A 23,646-nucleotide genomic window follows, 5' to 3' on the forward strand; every position below is an offset into this window, starting at 1 on the left:
GAATTCCCGTCCCGCCAGCGGGACAGCACCTGGCTCAACCGAACGACTCCGCGATTTCCATCAAATAGCGGCCGTATTCCGAGTTCTTCATTTCGGCGCCGAGCCGGTGACACGCGTCGGTGTCGATGTATCCCATCCGCAGCGCGATCTCCTCGAGACAGGCGACCCGCACGCCCTGGCGTTTCTCGATGGTCTGCACGTACTGACCGGCAGCCAGGATCGAGTCGTGGGTGCCGGCGTCGAGCCAGGTGAACCCACGCCCCAGCCGGACCAGGTGGGCCCGCCCCTGCTTCAGGTACGCCTTGTTGACGTCGGTGATCTCCAGTTCCCCCCGGTCGGAGGGCACCAGGTCGCGGACGATCTCCAGGACGTCGTTGTCGTAGAGGTAGAGGCCGGTGATGGCGTCGTTGGAGCGCGGCCGCAGCGGCTTCTCCTCGATGGAGACCAGCACGCCCTCGGCGTCGACCTCGCCGATCCCGTATCTCTCGGGGTCGGACACGGGGTAGCCGAACATGGTGCAGCCGTTCAGCCTGCTGCGGCTGGCCCGCAGGATGCGCGGGAAACCGGCCCCGTGGAAGAAGTTGTCGCCCAGGATGAGCGCCACCTCGTCGTCGCCGACGTGATCGGCCCCGATGACGAACGCCTCCGCGATGCCGCGCGGCTCGGGCTGCTCGGCGTAGGTGATCTCCAGCCCGAGGTGCGACCCGTCGCGCAGCAGCCGGCGCAGCAGCGGCAGGTTGTCGGGCGTGGAGATGACCAGGATCTCGCGCAGCCCGGCCAGCATGAGCACCGAAAGCGGGTAATAGACCATCGGCTTGTCATAGATGGCGAGCAGTTGCTTCGACGTCGCCAGTGTCAGGGGATGCATACGCGTGCCGCTGCCGCCGGCGAGAACAATTCCTTTCATCACCCGCCCCTTCTTTTCGATTATCGGGTGGATGCGGCCCAGGGTAATCACGGGCAGGACCGGCGACCAAGAAAGGAGAACCGGGCTCGACTTCTCCCGTTCGGCCGTGCTATCGCTTTCGCCGATCCATCGCGGGACACATCGCGGCACACGGGTGGACCGGCGGCGGAACGCCCCACCGGTGTGAGAACGATGAGGTTTCTGGCCGCCGTGCTGGCGGTCGTCGCGGCGCTCGCCGCGTTCACGCCCGAGCCGCAGTGGACGGGCGTCAAGTTCTGGGCCTGGGGGCTCAACTCCAGCGGCCAGTTCGGCGACGGCACCACCACCGGCAGCCCGGTCCCGACGCTGGTGGGCCGGTTGCCGGGCCGCCCGTACGGGTCGATGCGCATCCGCCAGGTGGCGACCGGCGGCACGTTCAGCGCCGGGATCAACGACCGCGGGGTGGTGTTCCTGTGGGGCGACGTGCCCGGCGTGGTCTCCTCGGCGACCCCCCGGGAGGTGACCGGCCTGCCGTTCGTCAGCTCGCTCTCGGTGGGCGACCGGCACGTCCTGGCCGTCGACTCCGAGGGGACCGTCTGGGCGTGGGGCGACAACACCTACCGGCAACTCGGCGACGGCACGACCGTCAGCCGGCCCAGCCCGATCAGGGTCCCCGGCCTGACCGGCGTACGCAGCGTGTCGGCCGGACACCGGCACAGCCTGGCCGTCACGACCGACGGGGCCGTCTGGGCCTGGGGCCACAACGGGTTCGCCGAACTCGGCGACGGCACCACCGTCAACCGGCCCACCCCGGTCCGGCTCACCGGGATCTCCGGCGTGCTGACCGCGCACGCCTCGCGCAGCGGCGTGCACTCGGCCGCCCTGAAGTCCGACGGCACGGTGTGGACGTGGGGCTCCAACGCCTCCGGCCAGCTCGGCATCGGCGCGGCCCCGAGGTCGTACGTGCCGATCCGGGTGCCCGGCATCACGAACGCCCAGATGGTGCTCCCCGGCGAACGCTCGACCTTCGCCGTCGCGGGAGGCCGCCTGTACGCCTGGGGCGACAACACCGCCGGCCGCCTCGGCGACGGCACCACCCTGCCCCGGCGCACTCCGGTCGTCACCCCGATCACCGGCCTGACCTGGGCCGACCCCGGCACCGGCGGCACCTCGGCCGGCGTCACCGCCGACGGGAGGGTGCTGACCTGGGGCGACAACACCAACGGCGCCCTCGGCACGGGCTCGGCGGCCCCCTACGAGACGACCGCACACCAGGTCGCCGTCCTCACCTCCCGGGTGAGCACGATCTCGGTCGGCCGCTCGACGACGCTGGCCCTCGTCGGCAACCAGCCCGACCCGACCCCGACGAGCCCGCCGTCGACGGTGGCCGTGCCCGACGTGACCGGCCTGTTCGAGGACACCGCGACCACCCGGATCACCGAGCGCGGCCTGACCCTCGGCTCCGTGACCCACTGGGTCGACCGCCTGTGCAACGAGCTCGACCAGGTCACCGCCCAGGACCCGGCCCCCGGCGTCGTCGTGCCCCTCGGCCACGAGGTGAACATCACCGTCGCCGTCGCCCCCGACGGACCGTGCCCGTGACCGCCCGCACGGCCCCGCCACCCCGAAACGACCAGCGCCGCCCGAAGCCGCCGCCGAAGCCGAAGAACGTCGGCGGCGCCCGTTAGGTTGGGGCGGTGACGTTACCCCGCACCGTCGAAGAAGCGGTCCAGGCCGAGGCGTCCGGCCGGCCGCCGCGTTACCTGTTCTTCTGGGGCCACCGCCCACCTCGCGACGGCGGGGTGGGCGCGGGCTGCCTGAGCCAGTGGTGGGAGGCCGACTTCACCGAAGACGGCCACCTCTTCCACTCGGCCGAGCACTACATGATGGCCCACAAGGCGTGGTTGTTCGGCGACGCCGAGACGGCCGCCGAGATCCTCGCGGCCCCCCACCCGGGCGAGGCCAAGAGACTCGGCCGCCAGGTCCGCGACTTCGACGACGCCGTCTGGACCGAGCACCGCTACGCCATCGTGGCCAGGGGCAGCACCGCCAAGTTCGCCGCCCACCCCGACCTGCGCGACTACCTGCTCGGCACCCGCGACCGGGTGCTGGTCGAGGCCAGCCCCCACGACCGCGTCTGGGGCATCGGCCTGACGGCGAGCGACGAACGCGCCGCCTCGCCCACGACGTGGCGCGGCCTCAACCTGCTCGGCTTCGCCCTGATGGAGGCCCGCGACATCCTCGCCTGAGTCCCGGTCATATGGCGGGGCCGGGGCGGCCTCTGTGCTGGTTGTCCGACGCCCGGGGACGGCGCGGCGGGGTCGTTCCCGGTATGACGTCCTGGTTGAGATGTTCTTTGATCAGGTGTTTCAGCTCCGCGCCGTTGATCAGCTTGATGCGATGCCGGTGCGCGAACTGTTCGCTGGTCCGGCTGAACCACGAGGTCGTCACGAGCACGCCCGTCGTCGCGTTGTGGTCGGCCATCACTCCGGTCAGCGCGTGCACCGCTTCGAGCCCGACCAGGCCGGACCACCGCTTGGCCTGGATGAGGCAGACGCCGCCGAAGAACATGTCCTTGCTGGTGGCGACCGCGTCAATGCCTCCGTCCTTGGACGGGATGGTGGTCCAGGCCTCCGCTCCCATGGCGACGAACAGTTGCCGGATGAGTTGTTCGAACTCTGTCGGCGACAACGTGAGGAGGTTACGACGGGAGTCGAGACCCGAGACGACGTCCATGTCCTCGGAGAACCGGAACCGGCTGAGATCGATGGTGAGGAAGGGTTCGATCGCCTCCACGTCGTACGGATTCGGCGACACCAGTGCGTTGAGCTTCTTGAGACATTCGACTGGGTCGACTTCCGCCAGGTTGAGCTTGTCGAACGTCACGCGCTCGCAGGAGGCGTTCAGAAGGTGCACCCGAACCTGATGGCCGGTGGCGCGATCGGTCGTCGTGAGCCTGCCGCTGAAGACGACGGCGTCCACGACCTCGGGCGGCAACGCCCTGAACATCTCGTGGAAGGTCCGCAACGCCACACAGGCGATCAATTTGTTGAACCGCTGTTTGATCTCAGTCAGCGGCCGGGGCACCGGATCGGTCGCATCGCGGACCCGAATGTACTTGTATCCGCGCACAGTCGGAATGACGCGTTGCGGCGGTAATTCAAGTTCTACGAGGACATCGCGGGTTTCCGGCCGGTAGGCGACCTGAATGGAGCGTGGGAAGTCCGCCGGATAGGGCGATCGTTTGAGAACCTCACCGGCGAACCACTCCACCCCTTCCGGTCGGCCGTTTCGCACCTCCAGCCGGATTCGGGCCAGCCGGGTGTTCTCCGTGTCCACTCGCTGCCGGTCGGCTTCGACTTCGCGCTCAAACTGACGGCGCATTCGCCCCAGTTCGGCGATGCGCTTACGTTCACTGTCCACATGCAGCGCGTGGGCGGCGTCGAAGTCTCTTCTGACCTTGGCGAGCAGTCGCTCGTGCCGCGCCTGCCCACCGAAGACGCGGGCCAGCCCCGAAGGTGCCGGAGGCGCCGTCCAGACGGGAGCGGGCCGGGCCACGCCGAGTTCGCCGGGGTTGAAGGTCCGGTCAGGGACGGTCGACTTCAATCGATCGAAGGTGAGCGGAGGGAGGTCGAGAATGCTTACCAGAAGACGGTCGAGTCGCTCGATTTGATCGGCTACCTCCTTCGTCCGGCGCTCCGCGATCGACAGCTGCGTTTCCTGATGGCGGAGCTTCCGCGCCTTTTCTTGCTCTTTCGCGCGTCGCGCCGATTCCCGTTCTTTTCGCTCCGCCTCGCGGCGCTGCCTGGCCTGTTGACGCTCCCATTCGCTGCCATTCCGGGTCACGTCCAGAGCGTAGGCATATCCCGCCACAGTGAGATGACCACTCGGTCGTGACTCGATTGCCAGGAAAACATCACCGTCCAGAGGCTATGGGCAACGTCACCGTCATGGTCAGCCCGCCGCCCGGCGTCTCGTCCGGGGTGAGTGCGCCGCCCATCGCCTCGGCCAGGCCGCGCGACAGCGCGAGCCCCAGCCCGACCCCCGAGTGGGTGTCGCGGTCGCCGAGGCGCTGGAAGGGCTGGAAGACCTGGTCGTGGGCCTCCGGCGGGATGCCGGGGCCGCGGTCGACCACGCGGATCTCCACCTTGTTGTCGTGGGAGCTGGCCGTCACCAGCACGTAGTCGGGGCTGTAGCGCAGCGCGTTCGACACCAGGTTGGCCAGCACGCGTTCCAGCAGCGCCGGGTCGGCCGTCACCTCGGGCAGGTCGTCGGGCACGTCGACGCGCACCCGCAGGTCCTCGACCGCCCTGGGCAGCACCTCGGCCAGGGCGACCGGCTGGAGGGCCACGCCGAGCACCCCGGCCTGGAGCCGGCTCATGTCGAGGAGGTTCTCCACCAGCCGGGTCAGCTTCACCAGCGACTCGTCGGCGGTGGCGAGCAGTTCGGCCTGGTCGGCGGGCGACCACGTCACGTCGGTGCTGCGTAGGCCCTCGACCGCCGCCTTCGCCGAGGCGAGGGGGGTGCGCAGGTCGTGGCTGACGGCGGCGAGCAGGGCGGTGCGCATACGGTCGGCCTCGGCCAGCGGTTTGGCCTGTTCGGCCTCCTCCTCCAGGCGGCGCTGGCGCAGCGCGACGGCCGTCTCGGCGGCGAACGCCTCCAGGACCCGGCGGTCGGAGGCGCCCAGCAGGCGGCCGCGCACCGCCAGCACCAGGTTCTCGTCGATCACCACGTCGGTGTCGGCGGCCCCCGGGCTCGTGCACGGCACCCCTCCGGAGGTGGCGACGATGCGCCACGCCTCGGGGTCGGCGCGGTCGTCGAGGGCGGGGGCGGCGGCGCGTTCGAGCAGGGTGACCGAGGTGAGGCCGTAGGTCTCGCGGAGGCGGGCCAGCAGGGAGGGCAGCGCCGCCTCGCCGCGCAGCACGTGGCCCGCCAGGGTCGACAGGACCTCGGCGTCGGCGCCCGCCATGGCGGCCTCGCGGGTGCGGCGGGCCGCCAGGTCGACCACCAGGCTCACCATGACGGCGACCAGGACGTACACGAAGAGGGCGAGGAGGTTCTGCGGGTCGGCGACGGTGATCTTGTCGACCGGCGGGGTGAAGAAGTAGTTCAGCAGCAGGAAGCCGACGACGGCGGCCGTGATCGCCGGTGACATGCCGCCGACCAGGGCGACCATCACGACCAGCAGCAGGAACAGCAGGATCTCGCTGGGCAGCGCGAGCATGTCGCGCAGCGGGTAGACGACGGCGGTCAGCGCGGGCATGCCGGCCAGCGCCGTCGCCCATCCGGCGAGGCGGCGTCTGCGGGTCAGCGCGGCCCGGGAGCCGGGCCGGGGCAGGCCCCGGCGGGCCTGCTGATGGGTGATCATGTGGACGTCGATCGAGCCCGACCGCGCGATCGTCTCGGCCCCGACCCCCCGGAAGAGGATCTGCGCCAGCCGCCCCCGCCGCGACGCGCCGAGCACGAGCTGGGTGGCGTTCACCCCGCGCGCGAAGTCGAGCAGCGCCCGGGGCACGTCGTCGCCGACGACCTGGTGGTAGGTCCCGCCGAGCGCCTCGACCAGGGCGCGCTGCCGGGCCAGGTGGACGGGGTCGCCCCCGACGAGGCCGTCGCCCTGGGTGACGTGCACGGCCAGCAGGTCGGCGCCCTTGGTGCGGGTGGTGACGCGGGCCGCGCGCCGGATCAGGGTGTCGCCCTCGGGGCCGCCGGTCAGCGCCACGACGACACGTTCGCGGGCCTCCCACGTGGTGGCGATGCCGTGTTCGGCGCGGTAGCGGTCGAGCTGGTCGTCGACCCGCCCGGCCACCCAGAGCAGCGCCAGTTCGCGCAGCGCGGTCAGGTTGCCGACCCGGAAGTAGTTGGACAGCGCCGCGTCGACCTTCTCGGGGGCGTAGACGTTGCCGTGGGCCATGCGGCGGCGCAGCGCCTCGGGCGACATGTCGACCAGCTCGATCTGGTCGGCCCGGCGCACCACCTCGTCGGGCACCGTCTCCCGCTGCGGGACGCCGGTGATCTCCTCGACGACGTCGTTGAGCGACTCCAGGTGCTGCACGTTCACCGTCGTGACGACGTCGATCCCGGCGTCTAGCAGCTCCTCGACGTCCTGCCAGCGTTTGGCGTTGCGCGAGCCCGGCACGTTGGTGTGCGCGAGCTCGTCGACCAGGGCGACCTTCGGGCGGCGGGCGAGCACGGCGTCGACGTCCATCTCGGTGAAGAGGGCGCCCCGGTAGGGCAGCTCCCGGCGCGGCACCGCCTCCAGGCCGGCGAGCAGCGCGGCCGTCTTGGGGCGGCCGTGCGTCTCGACCAGGCCGACCACGACGTCACGGCCGCGTTCGGCCGCGCGGCGGCCCTCGCCGAGCATGGCGAAGGTCTTGCCGACCCCCGGGGCCGCGCCCAGGTAGACGCGCAGGCGGCCCCGGACCGTCATCGGTCGAGGTCCAGGTTGAGCGCCAGGACGTTGACGCCGGGCTCACCCATGAAGCCGATGGCGGGGACGTCGGTATGGCGGCGGACAAGGGCGCGGACCTCTTCGACCGGGCGGCCGCGTTCCCTCGCGACGCGGGCGGCCTGGAGGTCGGCGTACCTGACCGAGATGTGCGGATCGAGGCCCGACCCGCTCGCCGTCACCGCGTCCGGCGGGACGGTCCACCGGGCGCCGCCCCTGATGGGCACGGTCCGGCCGGCCGCATAGCTCTGTCCCTTTTGGGCGCATTCGACGTTCACTCCCTGATATTCGGTCATGAAGGGCACCGCCGGGCACGGTTCGTTCACGCTGACCACCCGGCCCGGGAACACCTTGAGCACCGCGCCGACCCCCGAGCCGGTGCAGAACGGCCGGGCGCCGCTCACCCCCTCCCGCTCCCCGACCCGCTTGGATCGGGCGCAGACCTGGGTGAGCAGGCTCGGTCTCCCCGGCACGTCGACCACGCTCTCCGGCCCGAGGTTGCTCGCCCCGGTGCGCAGCACGTCGTAGCCGGTGGCCGAGGGGCGGCTCTGGAAGTAGCGGGGGTGCCCGGCGAAGTCCTGCGCGATCAGCCGGCTGCCCTTGGCGAGCGGCGAACCGTCGGCCTGGTGCCGGAAGAACAGCTGCGCGACGCCCAGGACGACGAGCGGGTAGAGGCCGCCGGCGACCACGGTCAGCACCATGAGCGCGCGGATCGCCACGCCGAGACGGCGGATCACGACAACCCCGGCAGGTGGTGGATGACGAGATCGATGATCTTGATTCCGGCGAACGGGGCCAGCACCCCGCCCAGCCCGTAGACGAGCAGGTTGCGGCCGAGCAGCGCCGAGGCGTTCGCCGGACGGTAGGCGACGCCGCGCAGCGCGAGCGGGATCAGCGCCACGATGACCAGGGCGTTGAAGACCACCGCCGACAAGATCGCCGACTGCGGGGTGGCCAGGCGCATCACGTTCAGTGCGTCGAGGCCCGGATAGACGGCGGCGAAGACGGCCGGGATGATCGCGAAGTACTTCGCGATGTCGTTGGCGATGGAGAACGTCGTGAGCGCGCCCCGGGTGATGAGCAGCTGCTTGCCGATCTCCACGATCTCGATGAGCTTGGTCGGGTTGGAGTCGAGGTCGACCATGTTCCCGGCCTCCTTGGCGGCGCTGGTGCCGGTGTTCATGGCCACGCCGACGTCGGCCTGGGCCAGGGCGGGGGCGTCGTTGGTGCCGTCGCCGGTCATCGCGACGAGCCGGCCGCCGAGCTGCTCGCGCCTGATGAGGGCGAGCTTGTCCTCGGGGGTGGCCTCGGCGAGGAAGTCGTCCACGCCCGCCTCGTCGGCGATGGCCTTGGCGGTGAGGGGGTTGTCGCCGGTGATCATGACGGTCCTGATGCCCATGCGGCGCATCTCGTCGAAGCGCTCGCGCATGCCCTGCTTGACGACGTCCTTGAGGTGGATCACGCCGAGCACCCGGCCGCGTTCGGCCACCACGAGCGGGGTGCCGCCGCTGGCGGCGATGCCGTCGACCAGCGGGCCGATCTCGGCGGTGGGGCGGCCGCCGGCCTCGCGCACCCATTGCACGACGGCGGTGGCGGCGCCCTTGCGGATCTGCCGGTCGCCGACGTCGACCCCGCTCATCCGGGTCCGCGCCGAGAACGGCACCCAGTGCGCCCCGGCGACCGGGCGTTCGCGCAGGCCGAAGTGCTCCTTGGCGTAGACGACGATGGAGCGGCCCTCGGGGGTGTCGTCGGCCAGGCTGGAGAGCTGGGCGGCCTCGGCGAGGTCGCGCAGGTCGACGCCCTCGGCGGCCTGGAAGGCGGCGGCCTGCCGGTTGCCGAGCGTGATGGTGCCGGTCTTGTCGAGCAGCAGGGTGGTGACGTCGCCGGCCGCCTCGACCGCCCGGCCGCTCATGGCCAGCACGTTGCGCCGCACCAGCCGGTCCAGCCCGGCGATGCCGATCGCCGACAGCAGCGCCCCGATGGTGGTCGGGATCAGGCAGACCAGCAGCGCGACGAGCGTCACCCCGGTGACCCCGTCGGCGGTCAGCGCGGCCGAGTCGGGCACGCCGGGGTTGACGGCCTTGGAGTAGATCGCCATCGGCTGCATGGTGGCCGTGGCGACCAGGAAGACGACGGTCAGCGCGGCGAGCAGGATGTTCAGCGCGATCTCGTATGCCGTCTTCTGCTTGAAAAAAAAATCGACCAGGGCGATCATCCGGTCGACGAAGCTCTCCCCCGGTTTCTGGGTGATCCGCACCACGATCCGGTCCGACAGCACCTTGGTGCCGCCGGTGACGGCGCTCCGGTCGCCGCCCGACTCCCGGATGACCGGGGCCGACTCGCCGGTGATGGCCGACTCGTCGACGCTGGCGATGCCCTCGATCACGTCGCCGTCGCCCGGGATGACCTGCCCCGCCTCGACCACGACGACGTCGCCCGTCCGGGGCGCGACGGCGGGCCGGGCCGCGCGCAGGCTCGCGGCCTGCGCCTTGCCCCGGTCCTCGGCGACCGACTCGGCCAGGTTGGCGAACACCACGGTCAGCCAGAGCCACACCACGACCGCCCAGGCGAAGAAGCCGGGCGTCACGACGGCCAGGACGGTGGCCGCGACCGCGCCCGTCTCGACGACGAACATCACCGGGTTGCGCCACATCGTCAGGGGGCTGAGCTTGGCCAGCGCGCCGAGCAGGGCGGTCATCCGCCGACCCCCTCGGCCAGCGGGCCGAGGGCCAGCGCGGGCAGGAAGGTCAGCGCCACCACGACGACGGTCACGCCGATCACCAGGCCGACGAACTGCGGCCGGTGGGTGGGCAGGGTGCCGGCCGACGAGGGCACGGGCGTCTGCCGGGCCAGCGACCCGGCCAGGGCCAGCACGAACACGATCGGCACGAACCGGCCTGCCAGCATGGCGACGCCGAGGGCGACGTCCCACCACGGGGTGTTCGTGGTCAGCCCGGCGAACGCCGAGCCGTTGTTGTTCGCGGCGCTGGCGAACGCGTAGAGGACCTCGGAGAGGCCGTGGGGGCCGGTGTTCAGCATCCCGGCCAGGCCCGCCCGGTTGGCCAGGGCCAGCGCGGCGCCGGTCAGCACCAGGACCGGGGTGACCAGGAAGTAGAGCGAGGCGAGCTTGATCTCCCGGGCGGTGATCTTCTTGCCCAGGTATTCGGGCGTGCGGCCGACCATCAGCCCCGCCACGAAGACCGTGATCACGGCGAGGATCAGCAGGCCGTAGAGGCCCGAGCCGACCCCGCCCGGGGCGACCTCGCCGAGCATCATGTTGACCATGGTCATCAGGCCGCCGAGCGGGGTGAAGGAGTCGTGCGCCGCGTTGACCGCCCCGGTCGAGGTCAGGGTCGTGGACGCGGCGAAGGTGGCGCTCTCGGACAGGCCGAACCTGACCTCCTTGCCCTCCATCGCCATGCCGACGGCCTGCGGGACGGTGGCGGCGGCGCGCAGCTCGAAGACGTTGGTCAGCACGATGGAGGCGATGGCGATGACCGCGACGACGGCGGCCAGGGCGTACCCCTGGCGGTGCTGGCCGACCATGCGGCCGAAAGTGCGCGGCAGCGCGACCGGGATCAGCAGCATCAGCAGGTTCGCCAGCCAGTTGGTCCAGCCGTTCGGGTTCTCCCACGGGTGCGCGGAGTTGGCGGCGTAGAACCCGCCGCCGTTGGTGCCGAGCTGCTTGACCGCCTCCTGGCCGGCGACCGGCCCGCCGGTCAGCGTGGTCGTGCCGCCGAGGGCCGCGGGCACCTCGTGCGGCCCGGCGAGGTTCTGCACCACGCCGCCCGCGACCAGCAGGATCGCGCCCGCGAAGGCGAGCGGGAGCAGGATTCGGTACGTCCCCCTGACCAGGTCGGCCCAGAAGTTGCCGATCGTGGCGCTGCCGCTGCGGGCGAACCCGCGCACCAGGGCCATCGCGACCGCGAGGCCGACGGCGGCCGAGGCGAAGTTCTGCACCGCCAGGCCGCTCATCTGGACGAGGTGCCCCATGGTGTTCTCACCGGCGTAGGACTGCCAGTTCGTGTTGGTCACGAAGCTGACGGCGGTGTTCCAGGCCACGTGGTCGGTGACCGGCGGGAAGCCCAGGGACAGGAAGAGGTGGTTCTGGACGCGCTGGAAGACGTACAGGAAGAGGATCGAGACCAGCGAGAAGGCCAGCACCGACCGCGCGTAGCCCGGCCACCGCTGCTCCCGGCGCGGCGCGACCCCCAGCAGCCGGTAGGTCAGCCGTTCGGCCCGGGTGTCGCGGACGCCCGTGTAGACCCGGTGCATGTGGTCGCCCAGCGGCCGGTAGAGCAGCGCGAGCACGACGACCAGGGTGAGCGCGGTCATCAGAACCGCTCCGGGAACAGCAGCGCCACGACGACGAAGACCGTCAGCGCGACCGCGCCGACGAGCCCGATGAGGTTGACGACGCTCACAACCGCTCGACCGCCTTCACCAGCGCGGCGGTCAGCACGAAGAACACGATCGTCAGCACGACGAGGATCAGGTCACCCCACATGGACGTGCGGCCTCCTCAGCGGATCGGGCTCGGCGAGCCGCAGCACCTCACGGGTCAGCGGCGGCACGTCGCCGCCGCCGAAGATCAGATAGCGGAGCATCGCGTTGATCGGGTTGCCCTCGGTCCAGTGGAAGTAGATGTTGGGCACCCGGCCGGTCCGGTCGCGCAGGTAGAGCAGCAGCGCGGCCAGCGCGTTGGCCACCGTCGAGCTCTCCACGTTCAGCACCTTGTGGCCGAACCGCTCCTCGCCCCGCACGTACAGCTCGGTCTCGAACTCCGAGGCGTCGTTGACGGTGACCTCGACGAACATCGCCTGCTCCGAGGTGCGCAGCCGGTGCATGAACCAGTTCTCCCGCAGCTTGTCGTTGTACTCGGCCTGGTCGCGGCGCTGCGGTTCGTTGGCGATGAGGTGCAGCTCGCCGGCGCAGCACTCGTTGACGAACTCCTCGGCCAGCGGGTCGAGCCGCACCCGCGTCACCCGCAGCTCGGTCGACCGGGTCGCCCGCGAGATCAGCGAGGTGACCACGATGGCCACGATGAAGAACGCGGCGATCTTGACGCCGTCGGGCCGCTCGATCACGTTGTCGACCAGCGTGTACGTCAGCACCGCGCTGATGATCCCGAAGGCCCACGCCGCCTTCCGCCGCCCCTTCGCCCGGGTCGACAGGCAGCTCGCGACGGCCGCCGACAACATCAGCACCAGCACGCCGGTGGCGTAGGCGCCGGCCTGCTGGTCGACGTCGGCGTCGAAGATGAAGGTGATCACGAAGGCGATGACGGTGAGGATCAGCACCAGCGGCCGGACCGCCGAGGTCCATTCGGGGGCCATGCCGTAGCGCGGCAGGAACCGGGGCACCAGGTTGATCAGCCCGGCCATCGCCGAGGCCCCGGCGAACCAGAGGATGGCGATGGTGCTGACGTCGTACAGGGTGCCGAACCACTCGCCCAGGTAACGGTGGGCCAGGAAGGCCAGCGCCCGGCCGTTCGCGGCGCCGCCGGGCCGGAACTCGTGCGCCGGGATCAGCAGGGTCGTCACGAAGCTGCTCAGGAGCAGGAACACGCTCATGATCAGGGCGGCCGCGGTGAGCATCTTGCGGGCCGACCTGATGCGTTGCGGGATGTCGCCCCTGATCACCGGCATCACCGCGACGCCGGTCTCGAAGCCCGACAGGCCCAGCGCCAGCCGGGGCATGACCAGCAGCGCCAGCCCGATCATGGCCAGCGGGGAGGCGTGCCGGGCCTCCAGCAGCCGGTCCCACTGGCCGAACACGGCCGGGTTGGCCGCGACGTGTTCGATGGCCACCGCCACGACCACGGCGTTCAGCGCCAGGTAGAGGGCCACGAGCGCGGTCGCCACCCCGACGGCCTCGGTGAAGCCGGCCAGGAAGATCGCCCCGAGGGCGGCCAGCAGCACGAGCGTGACCGGGATCCGCTGACCTTCGAGCCAGTGCGGCGCGAACGGGTTCTCCAGGATGTGGGCGGTCGCGTCGGCCGCCGACAGGGTCATGGTGATGACGAAGTCGGTGGCGGCGAAGCCGAGCAGGCAGAGCACGAAGAGCTTGCCCTGCCAGGCCGGGACCAGCCGCTCCAGCATCGCGATCGAGCCCGCGCCGTGGGGGCTCTCCCCGGCGACGTACCGGTAGACGGGCAGCGCGCCGAGCAGGGTCAGCGCCACCAGGAACAGGGTCGCGACGGGCGACAGCGCGCCCGCCGCGAGGGCGGCGATGCCCGGCTGGTAGCCCAGGGTGGAGAAGTAGTCGACGCCGGTCAGGCACATGACCCGCCACCAGGCGTGCTTCTCCTCCGGCCCCTGCTCCAGGTGGCTCCGGTCGGCCGTGAGCCCGTTCAGGAGCCACTCCCGCAGGGCCACGGCCACCCCCTCCTCAGCTGCGGAGGGGGAGATTTCTCATGATCGCAGGTGGCCGTCGAAGAACCCGACGGGGGTGGCCTGTTCACGGTGCGGGACGCCGTCGAGGCGCTGCCCGAGGGTCTGGGTGAACGCGAGGAACGCCTCGAAGCGCATCAGGATCTGCAGGTCCTCGGTCGTGACGACGTGGACGAAGGTCAGCCCGTCGTCGAGCCGGTAGGACTGGTAGGTGATCCCGTCGGGCCGCTCCCGGGCCAGTTCGGCGAAGACGGCCTCCAGGAGGCGCACGTTCTCCTCGGCCTTCTCCTGGTCGGCGACGCGGTAGCGGATGATCTGGGTCGGCATGAGCGGACCCTATCGAGCGGAGTCACGAACGCCCCATTTCGCCGGAAACACTCCTCTTTCCAGGGGGCTTACCGAGCGATCTTGGAAAAACTGTCGGCAGGACGTGACAGAGTGTCGTCACCCGAAAACCTGTTCGAAGGAGCTCGCATGCTCACGACCGACTACCTGCCGGGCGCCCCCTGCTGGATCGACCTCGGCTCGCCCGACACCGACGCCTCGACCACGTTCTACGCCTCCGTGCTCGACTGGGACTTCCAGTCGGCCGGCCCCGACGCGGGCGGCTACGGCTTCTTCCTTCACGACCGCAAGATCGTCGCCGCGGTCGGGCCGCTGACCGAGGAGAGCACCGGCTCGGCCTGGACCATCTACTTCGCCACCCCCGACGCCGACGAGGCGGTGGCCCGCGCCGAGAAGGCGGGCGGCACGATCCGGGTCGCCCCCTACGACGTGTTCGACCAGGGCCGCACCGCCGCCCTGACCGACCCGGCCGGGGCCGACTTCGCGATCTGGCAGGGCCGGGGCCGCAAGGGCCTCGACACCGTGACCGAGCCCGGCAGCCTGGGCTGGACCGAGCTCTACGTCGCCAGCCCGCCCGCCGTCGCCCCCTTCTACGAGGCGACCCTCGACCACCAGTCGATCGAAGCCACCGTCGCCGGGGTCGGCTACACCACGATCCGGCTGCCGGGCGGCGACCGCCCGACGATCGGCGGCGTGATCACCCTCAACCCGGGCACCAAGCCGTTCTGGTTGCCCTACTTCGAGGTCAGAGACGTCGACGCGGCCGTCGAGGCGACCGTCTCCGAGGGCGGCACCATCCTCGACCCGCCCGTCTCGGTCGAGAGCGTGGGCCGGTTCGCCGTCCTGGCCGACCAGTTCGGCGCCCGCTTCGCCGTGATCACCAGCAGCTGAACCGGACGATTTAACACAGCGACCTCCCGTTTCACATCGTGGTTACAAACGGGCAATGGACTCGAAATGGCTTCTTGGCAATCTCGGCGTGGCGGCCAATCGACGTGGTCCGCCTCCGAGGAAGGGAAAGACGTTGGCGTTCAAGGCCGAGTACATCTGGATTGACGGCACTGAGCCGACCCCGAAGCTCCGGTCCAAGACCAAGGTGCTGGCGGACGGCGCCGAGCTCCCCACCTGGGGCTTCGACGGTTCGAGCACGAACCAGGCCGAGGGCCACGCCTCTGACTGCGTGCTCAAGCCGGTCTTCTCGTGTCCCGACCCCATCCGGGGCGGCGACAACGTGCTCGTGCTCTGCGAGGTCTACAACGTCGACGGCTCGATCCACCCGACCAACACCCGGGCGCTGCTGACCCCCGTCGCGGAGCGGTTCGCCGACCAGGAGTCGTGGTTCGGCATCGAGCAGGAGTACACCTTCTTCAAGGACGGCCGCCCCTACGGCTTCCCGGTCGGCGGCTTCCCCGGCCCGCAGGGCCCCTACTACTGCGGCATCGGCGCCGACGAGGTCGTCGGCCGTGACATCGTCGAGGCCCACATGGACGCCTGCATCGAGGCGGGCCTGGCGCTCTCCGGCATCAACGCCGAGGTCATGCCCGGCCAGTGGGAGTTCCAGATCGGCCCGGCCGGCCCCCTCGAGGTCTCCGACCACATGTGGATGGCCCGCTACCTGCTCTACCGGATCGCCGAAGACTACGGCGTCTCCGCCACCCTCGACGCCAAGCCCGCCAAGGGCGACTGGAACGGCGCCGGCGCCCACACCAACTTCTCCACCAAGGCCATGCGCGAGGGCTACGACGCGATCATCGCGGCCTGCGAGGCGCTCGGCGGCGAGGGCAAGGTCGAGGAGCACATCGCCGGCTACGGCTTCGGCATCGAGCAGCGCCTCACCGGCCACCACGAGACCGCGCCCTACAACGTCTACAGCTACGGCGTGTCCAACCGCGGCGCCTCGGTCCGCATCCCGTGGCAGGTCGAGGTCGACAAGAAGGGCTACATCGAAGACCGTCGCCCCAACGCCAACGCCGACCCCTACGTCGTCACCCGCCTGCTGGTGAACACCTGCTGCTCGGTCCTCGAGACCAAGGGCCTCGTGTAACCCACAGCCGCGACCCCGGCCCCTTCGCGCCCCTCGGCGCGGAGGGGCCGCGTCCGTTTCGGCGGTCCGAAACCCCGTAAACGGACGACCACCCTCCCCCGGTGCGCACCGGCCCCGACGGCGGCACGCAAGAATCACCCAGATGCCCTACACGATTTGCATGACTATGCGTGGAATGCGGCGGTGATGCACGTTAATGCCGGGCATCGTTTTCGCCGTCGCTGTAAAGTCGCTGTGAGATACCAGGCAAGTGATCATGGTGCCGCCGATGAATGATCATTCTGCCCCCCTGGTCGGCCGGCGGGACGTGCTGAATGATCTTCGGGGGTCGCTGGACGCGATCGTGAGCGGAGAGTTCCGGCTGCTCGCGCTCGTCGGCGAGCCCGGAGCCGGGAAGACCCGGCTGCTGGCCGAGCTCGAGAGACTCGCCACCGAACGCGGCTGCCGCACCCTCTGGGGCCGGGCCGCCGAGTTCGAACAGGTCATGCCGTTCTCGGCGCTGGTCGACGCCCTCGACGGCCACCTCGAGGAAACCCGCCACGAGCACCCCGGCCCCGACGCGCCCGGTCACGACGCCCAGTTGCTCGCCTCCGTCTTCCCCGCCTTAGGGGCGACCGCCGAGCCCTCCGACGACGTGTCGGCGCTGGCCCGCTACCGCCTCTACCGCGCCGTCGCGCAGCTGCTCGCCCGGATCGCCCGGCCCGGCGGGCTGGTGCTGGTGCTCGACGACGTCCACTGGGCCGACGACGCCACCGTCGAGTTCCTCGACCACGTCAGCCGTCACTCGCCCAAGGCGCCGCTGCTGGTCGTGGTGGCCTACCGGCCGAAACAGGCGCCGCCCCGGCTCGCGCTCGGCGGCGCGCGCGTGACGATCGGGCCCCTCTCCGAGGACGAGGCCGGCGAGCTGCTCGGCCCCAACGTGACCAGGAGCCGCAAGAAGGCCCTCTACGACGCCAGCGAGGGCTACCCCTTCTACTTACAGGCCCTGGCCCGCATCGAGGCCGGCGACCTGCCCGGCTCCAAGACCGACGCGCTCGCCCTGGAGCTGCGCGACCTGTCCGGCCACGCGCTGATCGTCGCACAGGGCGCTGCGGTGGCCGCCGACGAGTTCGAGGCGGGCCTGGCCGCCGTGGCCGCCAAGGTGCCGCTGGCCACCGCCCTCGACGCGCTCGACGAACTGGTCGACCGCGACCTAGTGCGGCCCGGCGCGGGCGGGCGGTTCCGGTTCCGCCATCCGCTGGTGCGGCAGGCGGCGTACGAGTCGGCCAAGGCCGGGTGGCGGTTGTCGGCCCATCGGCGGATCGCCGAACGGCTGGCCGAGGTCGACGCCCCGGCCCCGCTGCGCGCGGTGCACGTGGAACGTTCGGCGGCCTTCGGCGACCGCGACGCGGTCGACGTGCTCGTCACCGCCGCCCGGCAGGTCGCCACCACCGCCCCGGCCACCTCGGCCCACTGGCTGCAGGCCGCGCTCGGGCTGCTGCCCGACACCACCGACCGGCTCGACCTGCTGCTGGAGCTGGCCCGCAACCAGACCGTCAGCGGACGCCTCACCGAGGCCAGGAACACCGCATACGAGGTGCTGCGGCTGCTCCCCCGCGACGACTACGCCCGCCGGGCCCAGGCCGCCCGGTTCTGCGCCCTCGTCGAGCGGCTGCTCGACCGGCCCGGCGAAGGAAGAGCCGTGCTGGTGTCGGAGCTGCGGGAGATCCCCGAGCCGCGGCTCCCGGCGGCGCTGCCGATGCGGCTCCGCCTGGTCGCCGAGAGCCTGATGCGCGGCGACCACCGCGCCGGGCAGGCGGTGCTCGACTTCATGCCCGATGACAGCGACGACCCCGGCCTGCGGCTGGCCATCGCGATGTTGCGCCCGATGACCGCCTACGCCGGCCACCGCGTGGAGGAGGCGCTCGGCCACATCGCCGCCGCGCAGGAGCTCGCCGAGGCCACCCCCGAGATCCACCAGCTCGCCTGGATGGACACCGTCGCCTGGATGTGCTGGTCGGAGATCTGGCTCGGGCGGCACCGGCCGGCCCTGGCCCGGTTCGAGCGGGCCATCGCGGCGGTCAAGGCGACCGGCCAGACCTTCATCCTGACCAACATGCTGGCCGGGCTGGCCCGCCTCAACGGCGTGCTCGGACGCATCCCCGAGGGCCAGATCGCCGCCGAGGAGTCGGCCGAGATCGCCCTGCTGCTCAACTCCGGCTACGCCCGGGTGGTCGCCATGGCCCAGCAGAGCCTCCTGGCCGGCGCGGCCGGCGACGACGAGGACGCCATCCGCCTGGGCCACGAGGCCGCCACCTCGGGCGTCAGCGTCAGCGAGTGGCCGGGCGCGCAGGCCCGCTTCGCCTACGCCACCGCCCTGGCCAACTCGGGCCGCATCGACGAGGAGGCCGTCGCGGCCGTCGAGGAGGACTTCGCGGGCGACCGGCTGGAGGAGTTCAGCATGCTCGCCTTCTGCGAGACCATGGCCTGCGCCCACGCCGCCAGGAACGAGCCGAAGGAGTCGGTCGCCTGGGCCGAGCGGGCGGCCGCGATGGTCCGCCCGGAGCTGGAGCTCACCGACGGGCTGGCCCGCCTGGCCCGCGCCCACGCGACGGTCGGCGCCGAGGCCGAGGAACTGGCGCTGACCGCCGCCGAGATCCTCACCAGGGCCGGCCACCGGCTCGACGCCGGCCGCGCGCTGCTGCGGGCGGGCGTGGCGTGCGTCGACGGGGGCCGCAAACGGGCCGCGCTGCCGCATCTGGAGGCGGCCCACGAGATCTTCACCGCGTGCGGGGCCCGGGGCATGGCCGCCGCCGCGGTGCGGGAACAGCGCCGCGCCGGCAAGCGGGTGGCGGCGGCGCGGGCCACGGGGGCCCACGGGTTGACGGGGCGCGAGCTGGAGATCGCCCGGCTGGTCGCCGAGGGGTGCAGCAACCAGCAGATCGCGACCCGCCTGCACATCTCGGTGCGCACGGTGGAGACCCACCTGACCAGGGCGTTCGAGAAGCTCGGGGTGACCTCTCGCGGCGGCATGACGGCCGCGCTCGGCCAGCTCGGCTGAATGTACGAGTTTTCCACGATGTAGGGGTGTGCCCCGCCTTGGCATTGTGGGACCCGAGAGGAGGCGGACTCATGCGCATCGCCCGGTTCACCAACGACGGCGTCAGCGACGCCGAGATCACCATGTTCCCGTTCCCGACCGACGACGGCCTGGGCCTCGAACTGACCCGGTTCTTCCGGGCCGATTCCGACGACGTCGTGCTGCTGCTGCACGGTCTGCCCGCCTCCACCGACATGTTCATCATGCCGGAGCACGTCAACCTGGTGACCTACCTGCTCAACAACGGGCTGACCGACGTCTGGTCCCTGGACTTCCGGATGAGCTGCCGCCACCCGTACGACACCGAGACGCACCGCTACACCCTCGACGACATCGCGCTGTTCGACCACCCGGCCGGGCTGGCCGAGCTGCGCCGCCACATCGGGCCGCACAAGCGCATCCACGTGATCGCGCAGTGCCTCGGTTCGGTGTCGTTCATGATGAGCCTGGCCGCCGGCCTGGTCGACGGGATCGCCAGCGTCACCTCCAACAGCGTCGCCCTGGTCACCCACGTGCCGGCCTGGTCGAAGCTCAAGCTGGCGTTCGGGCCGGGCTTCTTCGACTACGTCGCCGGGGTGCCGTTCCTCGACCCGAGGTTCGGCGACGCCCCCGTCATGACGCGCGGCTGGATGATCTCGCGGATGGTGTCGCTGTTCCACCGCGAGTGCGACGTGCGGTCGTGCCACATGATCAGCTTCATGTGGGGGGCCGGGAACCCCGGCCTGTGGAGCCACCAGAACCTGGCCGAGGAGACCCACCGGCGGGTGGCCGACCTGTTCGGCGCCAACGGCGTGCACTACTACCGGCACATGCGGAAGATGGTCCGGGCCGGCCACGCCGTACGCCACGACGACCGGTTCCGCGACCTGCCCGCCGACTACCTGGCGGCGGCCGCCGACATCGACGTGCCGGTGCTGTTCCTCACCGGCGACCGCAACCACGTGTTCCGCGACTCCAACATCGTCTGCCACGAAGTCATGTCGAGGAACAACCCGGGCCTGCACGAACTCCGGGTGCTCCCCGGCTACGGCCACGTCGACCCGATCATCGGCAAGAACGCCCACCTCGACGTCTTCCCGCACATCCTCGACTTCATCAAGAGGAGCGGCAGTGGAGCACGTTGACGCGGTGGTCGTCGGCTCCGGCTTCGGCGGGGCGGTGGCGGCCTACCGGCTGGCCGAGGCCGGCCTGTCGGTCGTGGTGCTCGAACGCGGCCGTCCCTACCCGCCCGGCAGCTTCCCGCGCAGCCCCGCCCAGATGGGCCGCGCGTTCTGGGACCCGTCCGAGGGCCTCCACGGCATGTACGACGTGTGGAGCTTCGGCTCGTGCGACTCGATCGTCTCCAGCGGCCTGGGCGGCGGCTCGCTCATCTACGCCAACGTGCTGCTGCGCAAGGACGAGGAGGCGTTCGTCACCGAGTCGCCGCTCCCGGGCGGCGGCTACGAGAACTGGCCGGTCGGCCGGGCCGACCTCGACCCCCACTACGACGAGGTCGAGCGCATGCTCGGCGCCACCACCTACCCGATCGACCGCCCGGCCTACCGCGACACGCTGAAGACGCGGGTCATCCAGGACGCCGCGGCCGAACTGGGCCTCGACTTCTCGCTGCCGCCGCTGGCCGTCGCCTTCGCCCCCAAGCCGGGCGCCGAGCCGGGCCTGGGTCTGCCGATCATCGAGCCCGAATACGGCAGCCTGCATCCCACCGGCCGCCGGACCTGCCGGCTCTGCGGCGAGTGCAACATCGGCTGCAACGAGGGCGCCAAGAACAGCCTCGACCACAACTACCTGGCCGCCGCCCGCCACCTGGGCGCCGACATCCGGACCCTGCACGAGGTGAAGACGATCACCCCGCGCACCGGCGGCGGCTACGACATCGGCTATCTCCAGCACGACCCCCTGACCGGCCCTCACTCGATCAGCTGCGACGCGCTGGTGCTGGCCGCGGGGACGTACGGCACGGTGAAGCTGCTGTTGTCGAACCGGCACGCGCTGCCCGGCATGAGCCACATGCTGGGCACCCGGTTCTCCGGCAACGGCGATCTGATCGCGTTCCTGCTGCGGTCCAAGGACCGGCCCGTGGCGGCGTCGAAGGGACCGGTCATCACGAGTGTGGTCAGGTTGCCGGGGTCGGCGTACATCCAGGAGGGCGGGTTCCCCGCCTTCGTCGACTGGATAGCGGAGGCCGCCGACGTCGGCGACGAGTTCAAGCGGGCGGTCAGGTTCGCGCTGGAGCGCGTACGGGGCCTGGTCACCCGCGACCACAACCTGTCGGCCGAGTTCGCCCGCCTCATGGGGAGAGGCGAGCTCTCGGACCGGTCGCTGCCGATGCTGGCCATGGGCCGTGACGTGCCCGACGGCATCCTGCGTCTGTCGGGCGACCGGCTGGTTCTCGACTGGACGGCCGAGACCAGCGACGCATATTTCGACCGGGTGCGCGGCACGATCCGCCGGATCGGCGACGTGCTGGGCGCCGACTACTCCGACGCGCCGCTGAAGCGGGTGGTCACCGTCCACCCGCTCGGCGGCGCGCCGATGGGCCGCCACGTCGGCGAGGGCGTCATCGACGCCGACGGCCAGGTCTTCGGGCACGAGGGCCTGTACGTCGCCGACGGCGCGGCCATGCCCGGCCCCGTGGGGGCCAATCCGGCCCTGACCATCGCGGCCATGGCCGACCGGCTGGCCACCCGGCTGGCCGACCGAATGACCACGACGAAGAAGGCACGTCTGATGGGAATCCGCACGGTCACCGGGCTCTCCTTCACCGAGGAGATGCGCGGTTCGCTCGACGGCAGCGATCCGGTCAGCTTCCGGATCACCATCACGGCCGACGACGTCGACCGCTTCCTCGCCGAGCCCGAGCACACGGCACGGGCGGAGGGATGGATAGACGCCGCTGTCTGCGGGGGCCGGCGTCCCATCGAGCGGGGCTGGTTCAACCTCTTCGCACCCGGAGAGGCGCCCGATCGCCGGGAGATGCGCTACCTGCTGCACTTCCGCGACGGCGAGGGCCGGCCCCGCACTCTGGCGGGGACCAAGCACGTCGAGCACGGGCCGCCCACGCGGCTCTGGCTCGACACGTCGACGTTGCACACGCGGCTGCTCGAAGGCCACGTACAGGAGGACGACCCGGCGAAGCCGCTCGGTTCGGGGACCATGCACATCTCGCCGTCCGACCTGGCGCGCATGCTGACGACGTTCAAGACGACGGGGCCGAACGGGCTGGCGGCGCTGGCCCGGTTCGGCACCTTCTTCCTGGGCGAGCTCTGGGACGTCTACGGACCGGGGCGGTAGGCGGCCCACGGGTCGAAGTCGACTTCGAGGGGCTCCTGCGGGGGCCTCTCGTCCTCCGGCACGTGCTGGAGGTTGACCCGGATGCGGGTCCAGGTCGACGAGCGGCCGCGCATCGAGTCGACGAGGACGTCGGCGGGTTCGAGCCGCGCGGCCGCTTCGGGGTGCCGCCGTCTCCAGTTCTCCAGCGCCCGGAGCGCCGGTTCCTTCTTCTCGGACCGGGCGATCTCGATGACCGGATACTTCTGCGGGTTCTTCGGCCGGGGCCCCTGCGCCTTGGCCAGCGCGAGCAGCGAGTCGAGCGAGCCCTCCACGCCGTCCATCGCGGCCCACGGGTCGCCGCGTTCCTCGAAGCGGGCGGTGACCGCCTCCATCGTGAACTCGGTCGGGTCGCAGGTGGGCACTTCGTCCCAGGTCAGCGGGGTCGACACCCAGCCGGTCGGGCGGACGGAGTAGGCGCTGACGGTGGTGCGGTCGCGGGCGTTCTGGTTGAAGTCGACGAAGACGCCCTGCCGCTCCTCCTTCCACCAGTGGGAGGTGGCGAGCTCGGGGGCGCGCCGCTCGACCTCGCGGGCCACCGCCTCGGCGGCCTTGCGCACCTGGGGATAGGTCCAGCCGGGCGCGATCGGCGCGTAGACGTGGAAGCCGCGCGAGCCCGACGTCTTCGGGAACGGCGTCAGGCCGTGCTCCGCCAGGACGTCGCGGGCGGTCAGCGCGACCGCGATGATGTCGGGCCACGGCACGCCCGGCACCGGGTCGAGGTCGACGCGCAGTTCGTCGGGGTGGTCGATGTCGGGGAAGCGCACGGAATGCGGGTTGAGGTCGACGCAGCCCAGGTTGACGCACCACGCGACGGTCGCCAGGTCGCGCCCGACGACCTCTTCGGCGCTGCGCCCGCTCGGGTAGCGGAACTCGGCGACGTCGATCCAGTCGGGCCGCTTGGCGGGCGCCCGCTTCTGGAAGAACGGCTCCTCGTCGACGCCGTGGACGAAACGTTTGAGCACGGTCGGCCGGTCGGCGACCCCCCGCAGGGCTCCCCCGCCGACCGACAGGTAGTAACGGACCAGGTCGAGCTTGGTGTGGCCGGTGCGCGGGAAGACCACCCGATCGGGATTGGTGATCGTGACCTCGCGCCCGCCGGCTTCCACGATCTCCGCGCCGGGCATG

Annotated in this window: 17 protein-coding genes; 7 read left to right on the plus strand and 10 right to left on the minus strand. The window is 71.2% G+C overall.

The genetic code is table 11. The features are described 5' to 3' along the window. Window positions 1-34: 34 nt before the first annotated feature. Window positions 35-907, minus strand: coding sequence for a glucose-1-phosphate thymidylyltransferase RfbA (gene rfbA / locus AW271_RS06235; protein WP_062333330.1), 873 nt, complete (start codon window positions 905-907; stop codon window positions 35-37). A gap of 192 nt (window positions 908-1,099) precedes the next feature. Here rfbA and AW271_RS06240 point away from each other — a divergent pair, with 192 nt between their 5' ends. Both AW271_RS06240 and ybiA read left to right on the plus strand, forming a co-directional pair. Then, complete coding sequence (locus AW271_RS06240) at window positions 1,100-2,488, plus strand: RCC1 domain-containing protein (RefSeq protein WP_062333333.1); 1,389 nt, start codon at window positions 1,100-1,102, stop codon at window positions 2,486-2,488. A gap of 95 nt (window positions 2,489-2,583) precedes the next feature. Beyond that, complete coding sequence (gene ybiA, locus AW271_RS06245) at window positions 2,584-3,135, plus strand: riboflavin biosynthesis intermediates N-glycosidase (RefSeq protein WP_062333336.1); 552 nt, start codon at window positions 2,584-2,586, stop codon at window positions 3,133-3,135. A gap of 7 nt (window positions 3,136-3,142) precedes the next feature. Here ybiA and AW271_RS41380 read toward each other — a convergent pair whose 3' ends face one another. From AW271_RS41380 to AW271_RS06290, 8 genes are all read right to left on the minus strand, one after another. Then, on the minus strand, window positions 3,143-4,732 hold the full coding sequence (locus tag AW271_RS41380; protein WP_218007988.1) for a restriction endonuclease: 1,590 nt from the start codon (window positions 4,730-4,732) through the stop codon (window positions 3,143-3,145). Between the two features lie 70 nt (window positions 4,733-4,802). After that, window positions 4,803-7,313 carry a DUF4118 domain-containing protein gene (locus tag AW271_RS06260; protein ID WP_062333342.1) on the minus strand — a complete coding sequence of 837 codons (2,511 nt, stop codon included), beginning with the start codon at window positions 7,311-7,313 and terminating at the stop codon, window positions 4,803-4,805. Next, window positions 7,310-8,068: a potassium-transporting ATPase subunit C gene (locus tag AW271_RS06265; RefSeq protein ID WP_245652955.1), complete on the minus strand. Its 759-nt coding sequence runs from the start codon at window positions 8,066-8,068 to the stop codon at window positions 7,310-7,312. The genes AW271_RS06260 and AW271_RS06265 overlap by 4 nt, the downstream gene beginning before the upstream one ends. Beyond that, window positions 8,065-10,029 carry a potassium-transporting ATPase subunit KdpB gene (gene kdpB / locus AW271_RS43310; RefSeq protein WP_062333344.1) on the minus strand — a complete coding sequence of 655 codons (1,965 nt, stop codon included), beginning with the start codon at window positions 10,027-10,029 and terminating at the stop codon, window positions 8,065-8,067. The genes AW271_RS06265 and kdpB overlap by 4 nt, the downstream gene beginning before the upstream one ends. Beyond that, window positions 10,026-11,666 carry a potassium-transporting ATPase subunit KdpA gene (gene kdpA, locus AW271_RS06275; protein ID WP_062333347.1) on the minus strand — a complete coding sequence of 547 codons (1,641 nt, stop codon included), beginning with the start codon at window positions 11,664-11,666 and terminating at the stop codon, window positions 10,026-10,028. Before kdpA ends, kdpB begins: the two co-directional genes overlap by 4 nt. Continuing rightward, a complete protein-coding gene (locus AW271_RS39505; protein WP_062333350.1) occupies window positions 11,666-11,755 on the minus strand; it encodes a potassium-transporting ATPase subunit F in 90 nt (29 codons plus the stop codon). Before AW271_RS39505 ends, kdpA begins: the two co-directional genes overlap by 1 nt. 72 nt (window positions 11,756-11,827) lie before the next feature. Beyond that, on the minus strand, window positions 11,828-13,708 hold the full coding sequence (locus AW271_RS06285; RefSeq protein WP_245652956.1) for an APC family permease: 1,881 nt from the start codon (window positions 13,706-13,708) through the stop codon (window positions 11,828-11,830). A gap of 36 nt (window positions 13,709-13,744) precedes the next feature. Continuing rightward, a complete protein-coding gene (locus tag AW271_RS06290) occupies window positions 13,745-14,050 on the minus strand; it encodes a hypothetical protein (RefSeq protein ID WP_062333357.1) in 306 nt (101 codons plus the stop codon). A 147-nt stretch (window positions 14,051-14,197) separates the two neighbouring features. Here AW271_RS06290 and AW271_RS06295 point away from each other — a divergent pair, with 147 nt between their 5' ends. The 5 genes from AW271_RS06295 (at window position 14,198) to AW271_RS06315 (ending at window position 22,482) form a co-directional block, all read left to right on the plus strand. Next, window positions 14,198-14,959: a VOC family protein gene (locus AW271_RS06295; RefSeq protein WP_062333360.1), complete on the plus strand. Its 762-nt coding sequence runs from the start codon at window positions 14,198-14,200 to the stop codon at window positions 14,957-14,959. Between the two features lie 133 nt (window positions 14,960-15,092). Beyond that, on the plus strand, window positions 15,093-16,112 hold the full coding sequence (gene glnII / locus AW271_RS06300; protein WP_062333363.1) for a glutamine synthetase: 1,020 nt from the start codon (window positions 15,093-15,095) through the stop codon (window positions 16,110-16,112). Window positions 16,113-16,380: 268 nt separating this feature from the next. Beyond that, a complete protein-coding gene (locus AW271_RS06305; RefSeq protein ID WP_157553936.1) occupies window positions 16,381-19,152 on the plus strand; it encodes a helix-turn-helix transcriptional regulator in 2,772 nt (923 codons plus the stop codon). Window positions 19,153-19,223: 71 nt separating this feature from the next. Beyond that, on the plus strand, window positions 19,224-20,315 hold the full coding sequence (locus AW271_RS06310) for an alpha/beta fold hydrolase (RefSeq protein ID WP_062333366.1): 1,092 nt from the start codon (window positions 19,224-19,226) through the stop codon (window positions 20,313-20,315). Then, window positions 20,302-22,482 carry an FAD-dependent oxidoreductase gene (locus AW271_RS06315; RefSeq protein ID WP_062333369.1) on the plus strand — a complete coding sequence of 727 codons (2,181 nt, stop codon included), beginning with the start codon at window positions 20,302-20,304 and terminating at the stop codon, window positions 22,480-22,482. Before AW271_RS06310 ends, AW271_RS06315 begins: the two co-directional genes overlap by 14 nt. On the opposite strand, the gene AW271_RS06320 is transcribed toward AW271_RS06315, so the two are convergent. After that, window positions 22,464-23,645: a DNA polymerase domain-containing protein gene (locus AW271_RS06320; protein ID WP_062333372.1), complete on the minus strand. Its 1,182-nt coding sequence runs from the start codon at window positions 23,643-23,645 to the stop codon at window positions 22,464-22,466. The two genes, AW271_RS06315 and AW271_RS06320, sit on opposite strands and share 19 nt — an antisense overlap. Window position 23,646: the final 1 nt, after the last annotated feature.

Origin of the sequence: Herbidospora sakaeratensis (assembly GCF_001570525.1) — a bacterium.
GTDB classification, from domain to species: Bacteria; Actinomycetota; Actinomycetes; order Streptosporangiales; family Streptosporangiaceae; genus Herbidospora; species Herbidospora sakaeratensis.

Bases quoted from the DNA above. Each gene is read 5' to 3' on its own strand.
- rfbA (WP_062333330.1), bottom strand. From the start codon at position 907: ATGAAAGGAATTGTTCTCGCCGGCGGCAGCGGCACGCGTATGCATCCC.
- AW271_RS06240 (WP_062333333.1), top strand. From the start codon at position 1,100: ATGAGGTTTCTGGCCGCCGTGCTGGCGGTCGTCGCGGCGCTCGCCGCG.
- AW271_RS06260 (WP_062333342.1), bottom strand. From the start codon at position 7,313: ATGACGGTCCGGGGCCGCCTGCGCGTCTACCTGGGCGCGGCCCCGGGG.
- kdpB (WP_062333344.1), bottom strand. From the start codon at position 10,029: ATGACCGCCCTGCTCGGCGCGCTGGCCAAGCTCAGCCCCCTGACGATG.
- kdpA (WP_062333347.1), bottom strand. From the start codon at position 11,666: ATGACCGCGCTCACCCTGGTCGTCGTGCTCGCGCTGCTCTACCGGCCG.
- AW271_RS06290 (WP_062333357.1), bottom strand. From the start codon at position 14,050: ATGCCGACCCAGATCATCCGCTACCGCGTCGCCGACCAGGAGAAGGCC.
- AW271_RS06295 (WP_062333360.1), top strand. From the start codon at position 14,198: ATGCTCACGACCGACTACCTGCCGGGCGCCCCCTGCTGGATCGACCTC.
- AW271_RS06305 (WP_157553936.1), top strand. From the start codon at position 16,381: ATGAATGATCATTCTGCCCCCCTGGTCGGCCGGCGGGACGTGCTGAAT.
- AW271_RS06310 (WP_062333366.1), top strand. From the start codon at position 19,224: ATGCGCATCGCCCGGTTCACCAACGACGGCGTCAGCGACGCCGAGATC.
- AW271_RS06320 (WP_062333372.1), bottom strand. From the start codon at position 23,645: ATGCCCGGCGCGGAGATCGTGGAAGCCGGCGGGCGCGAGGTCACGATC.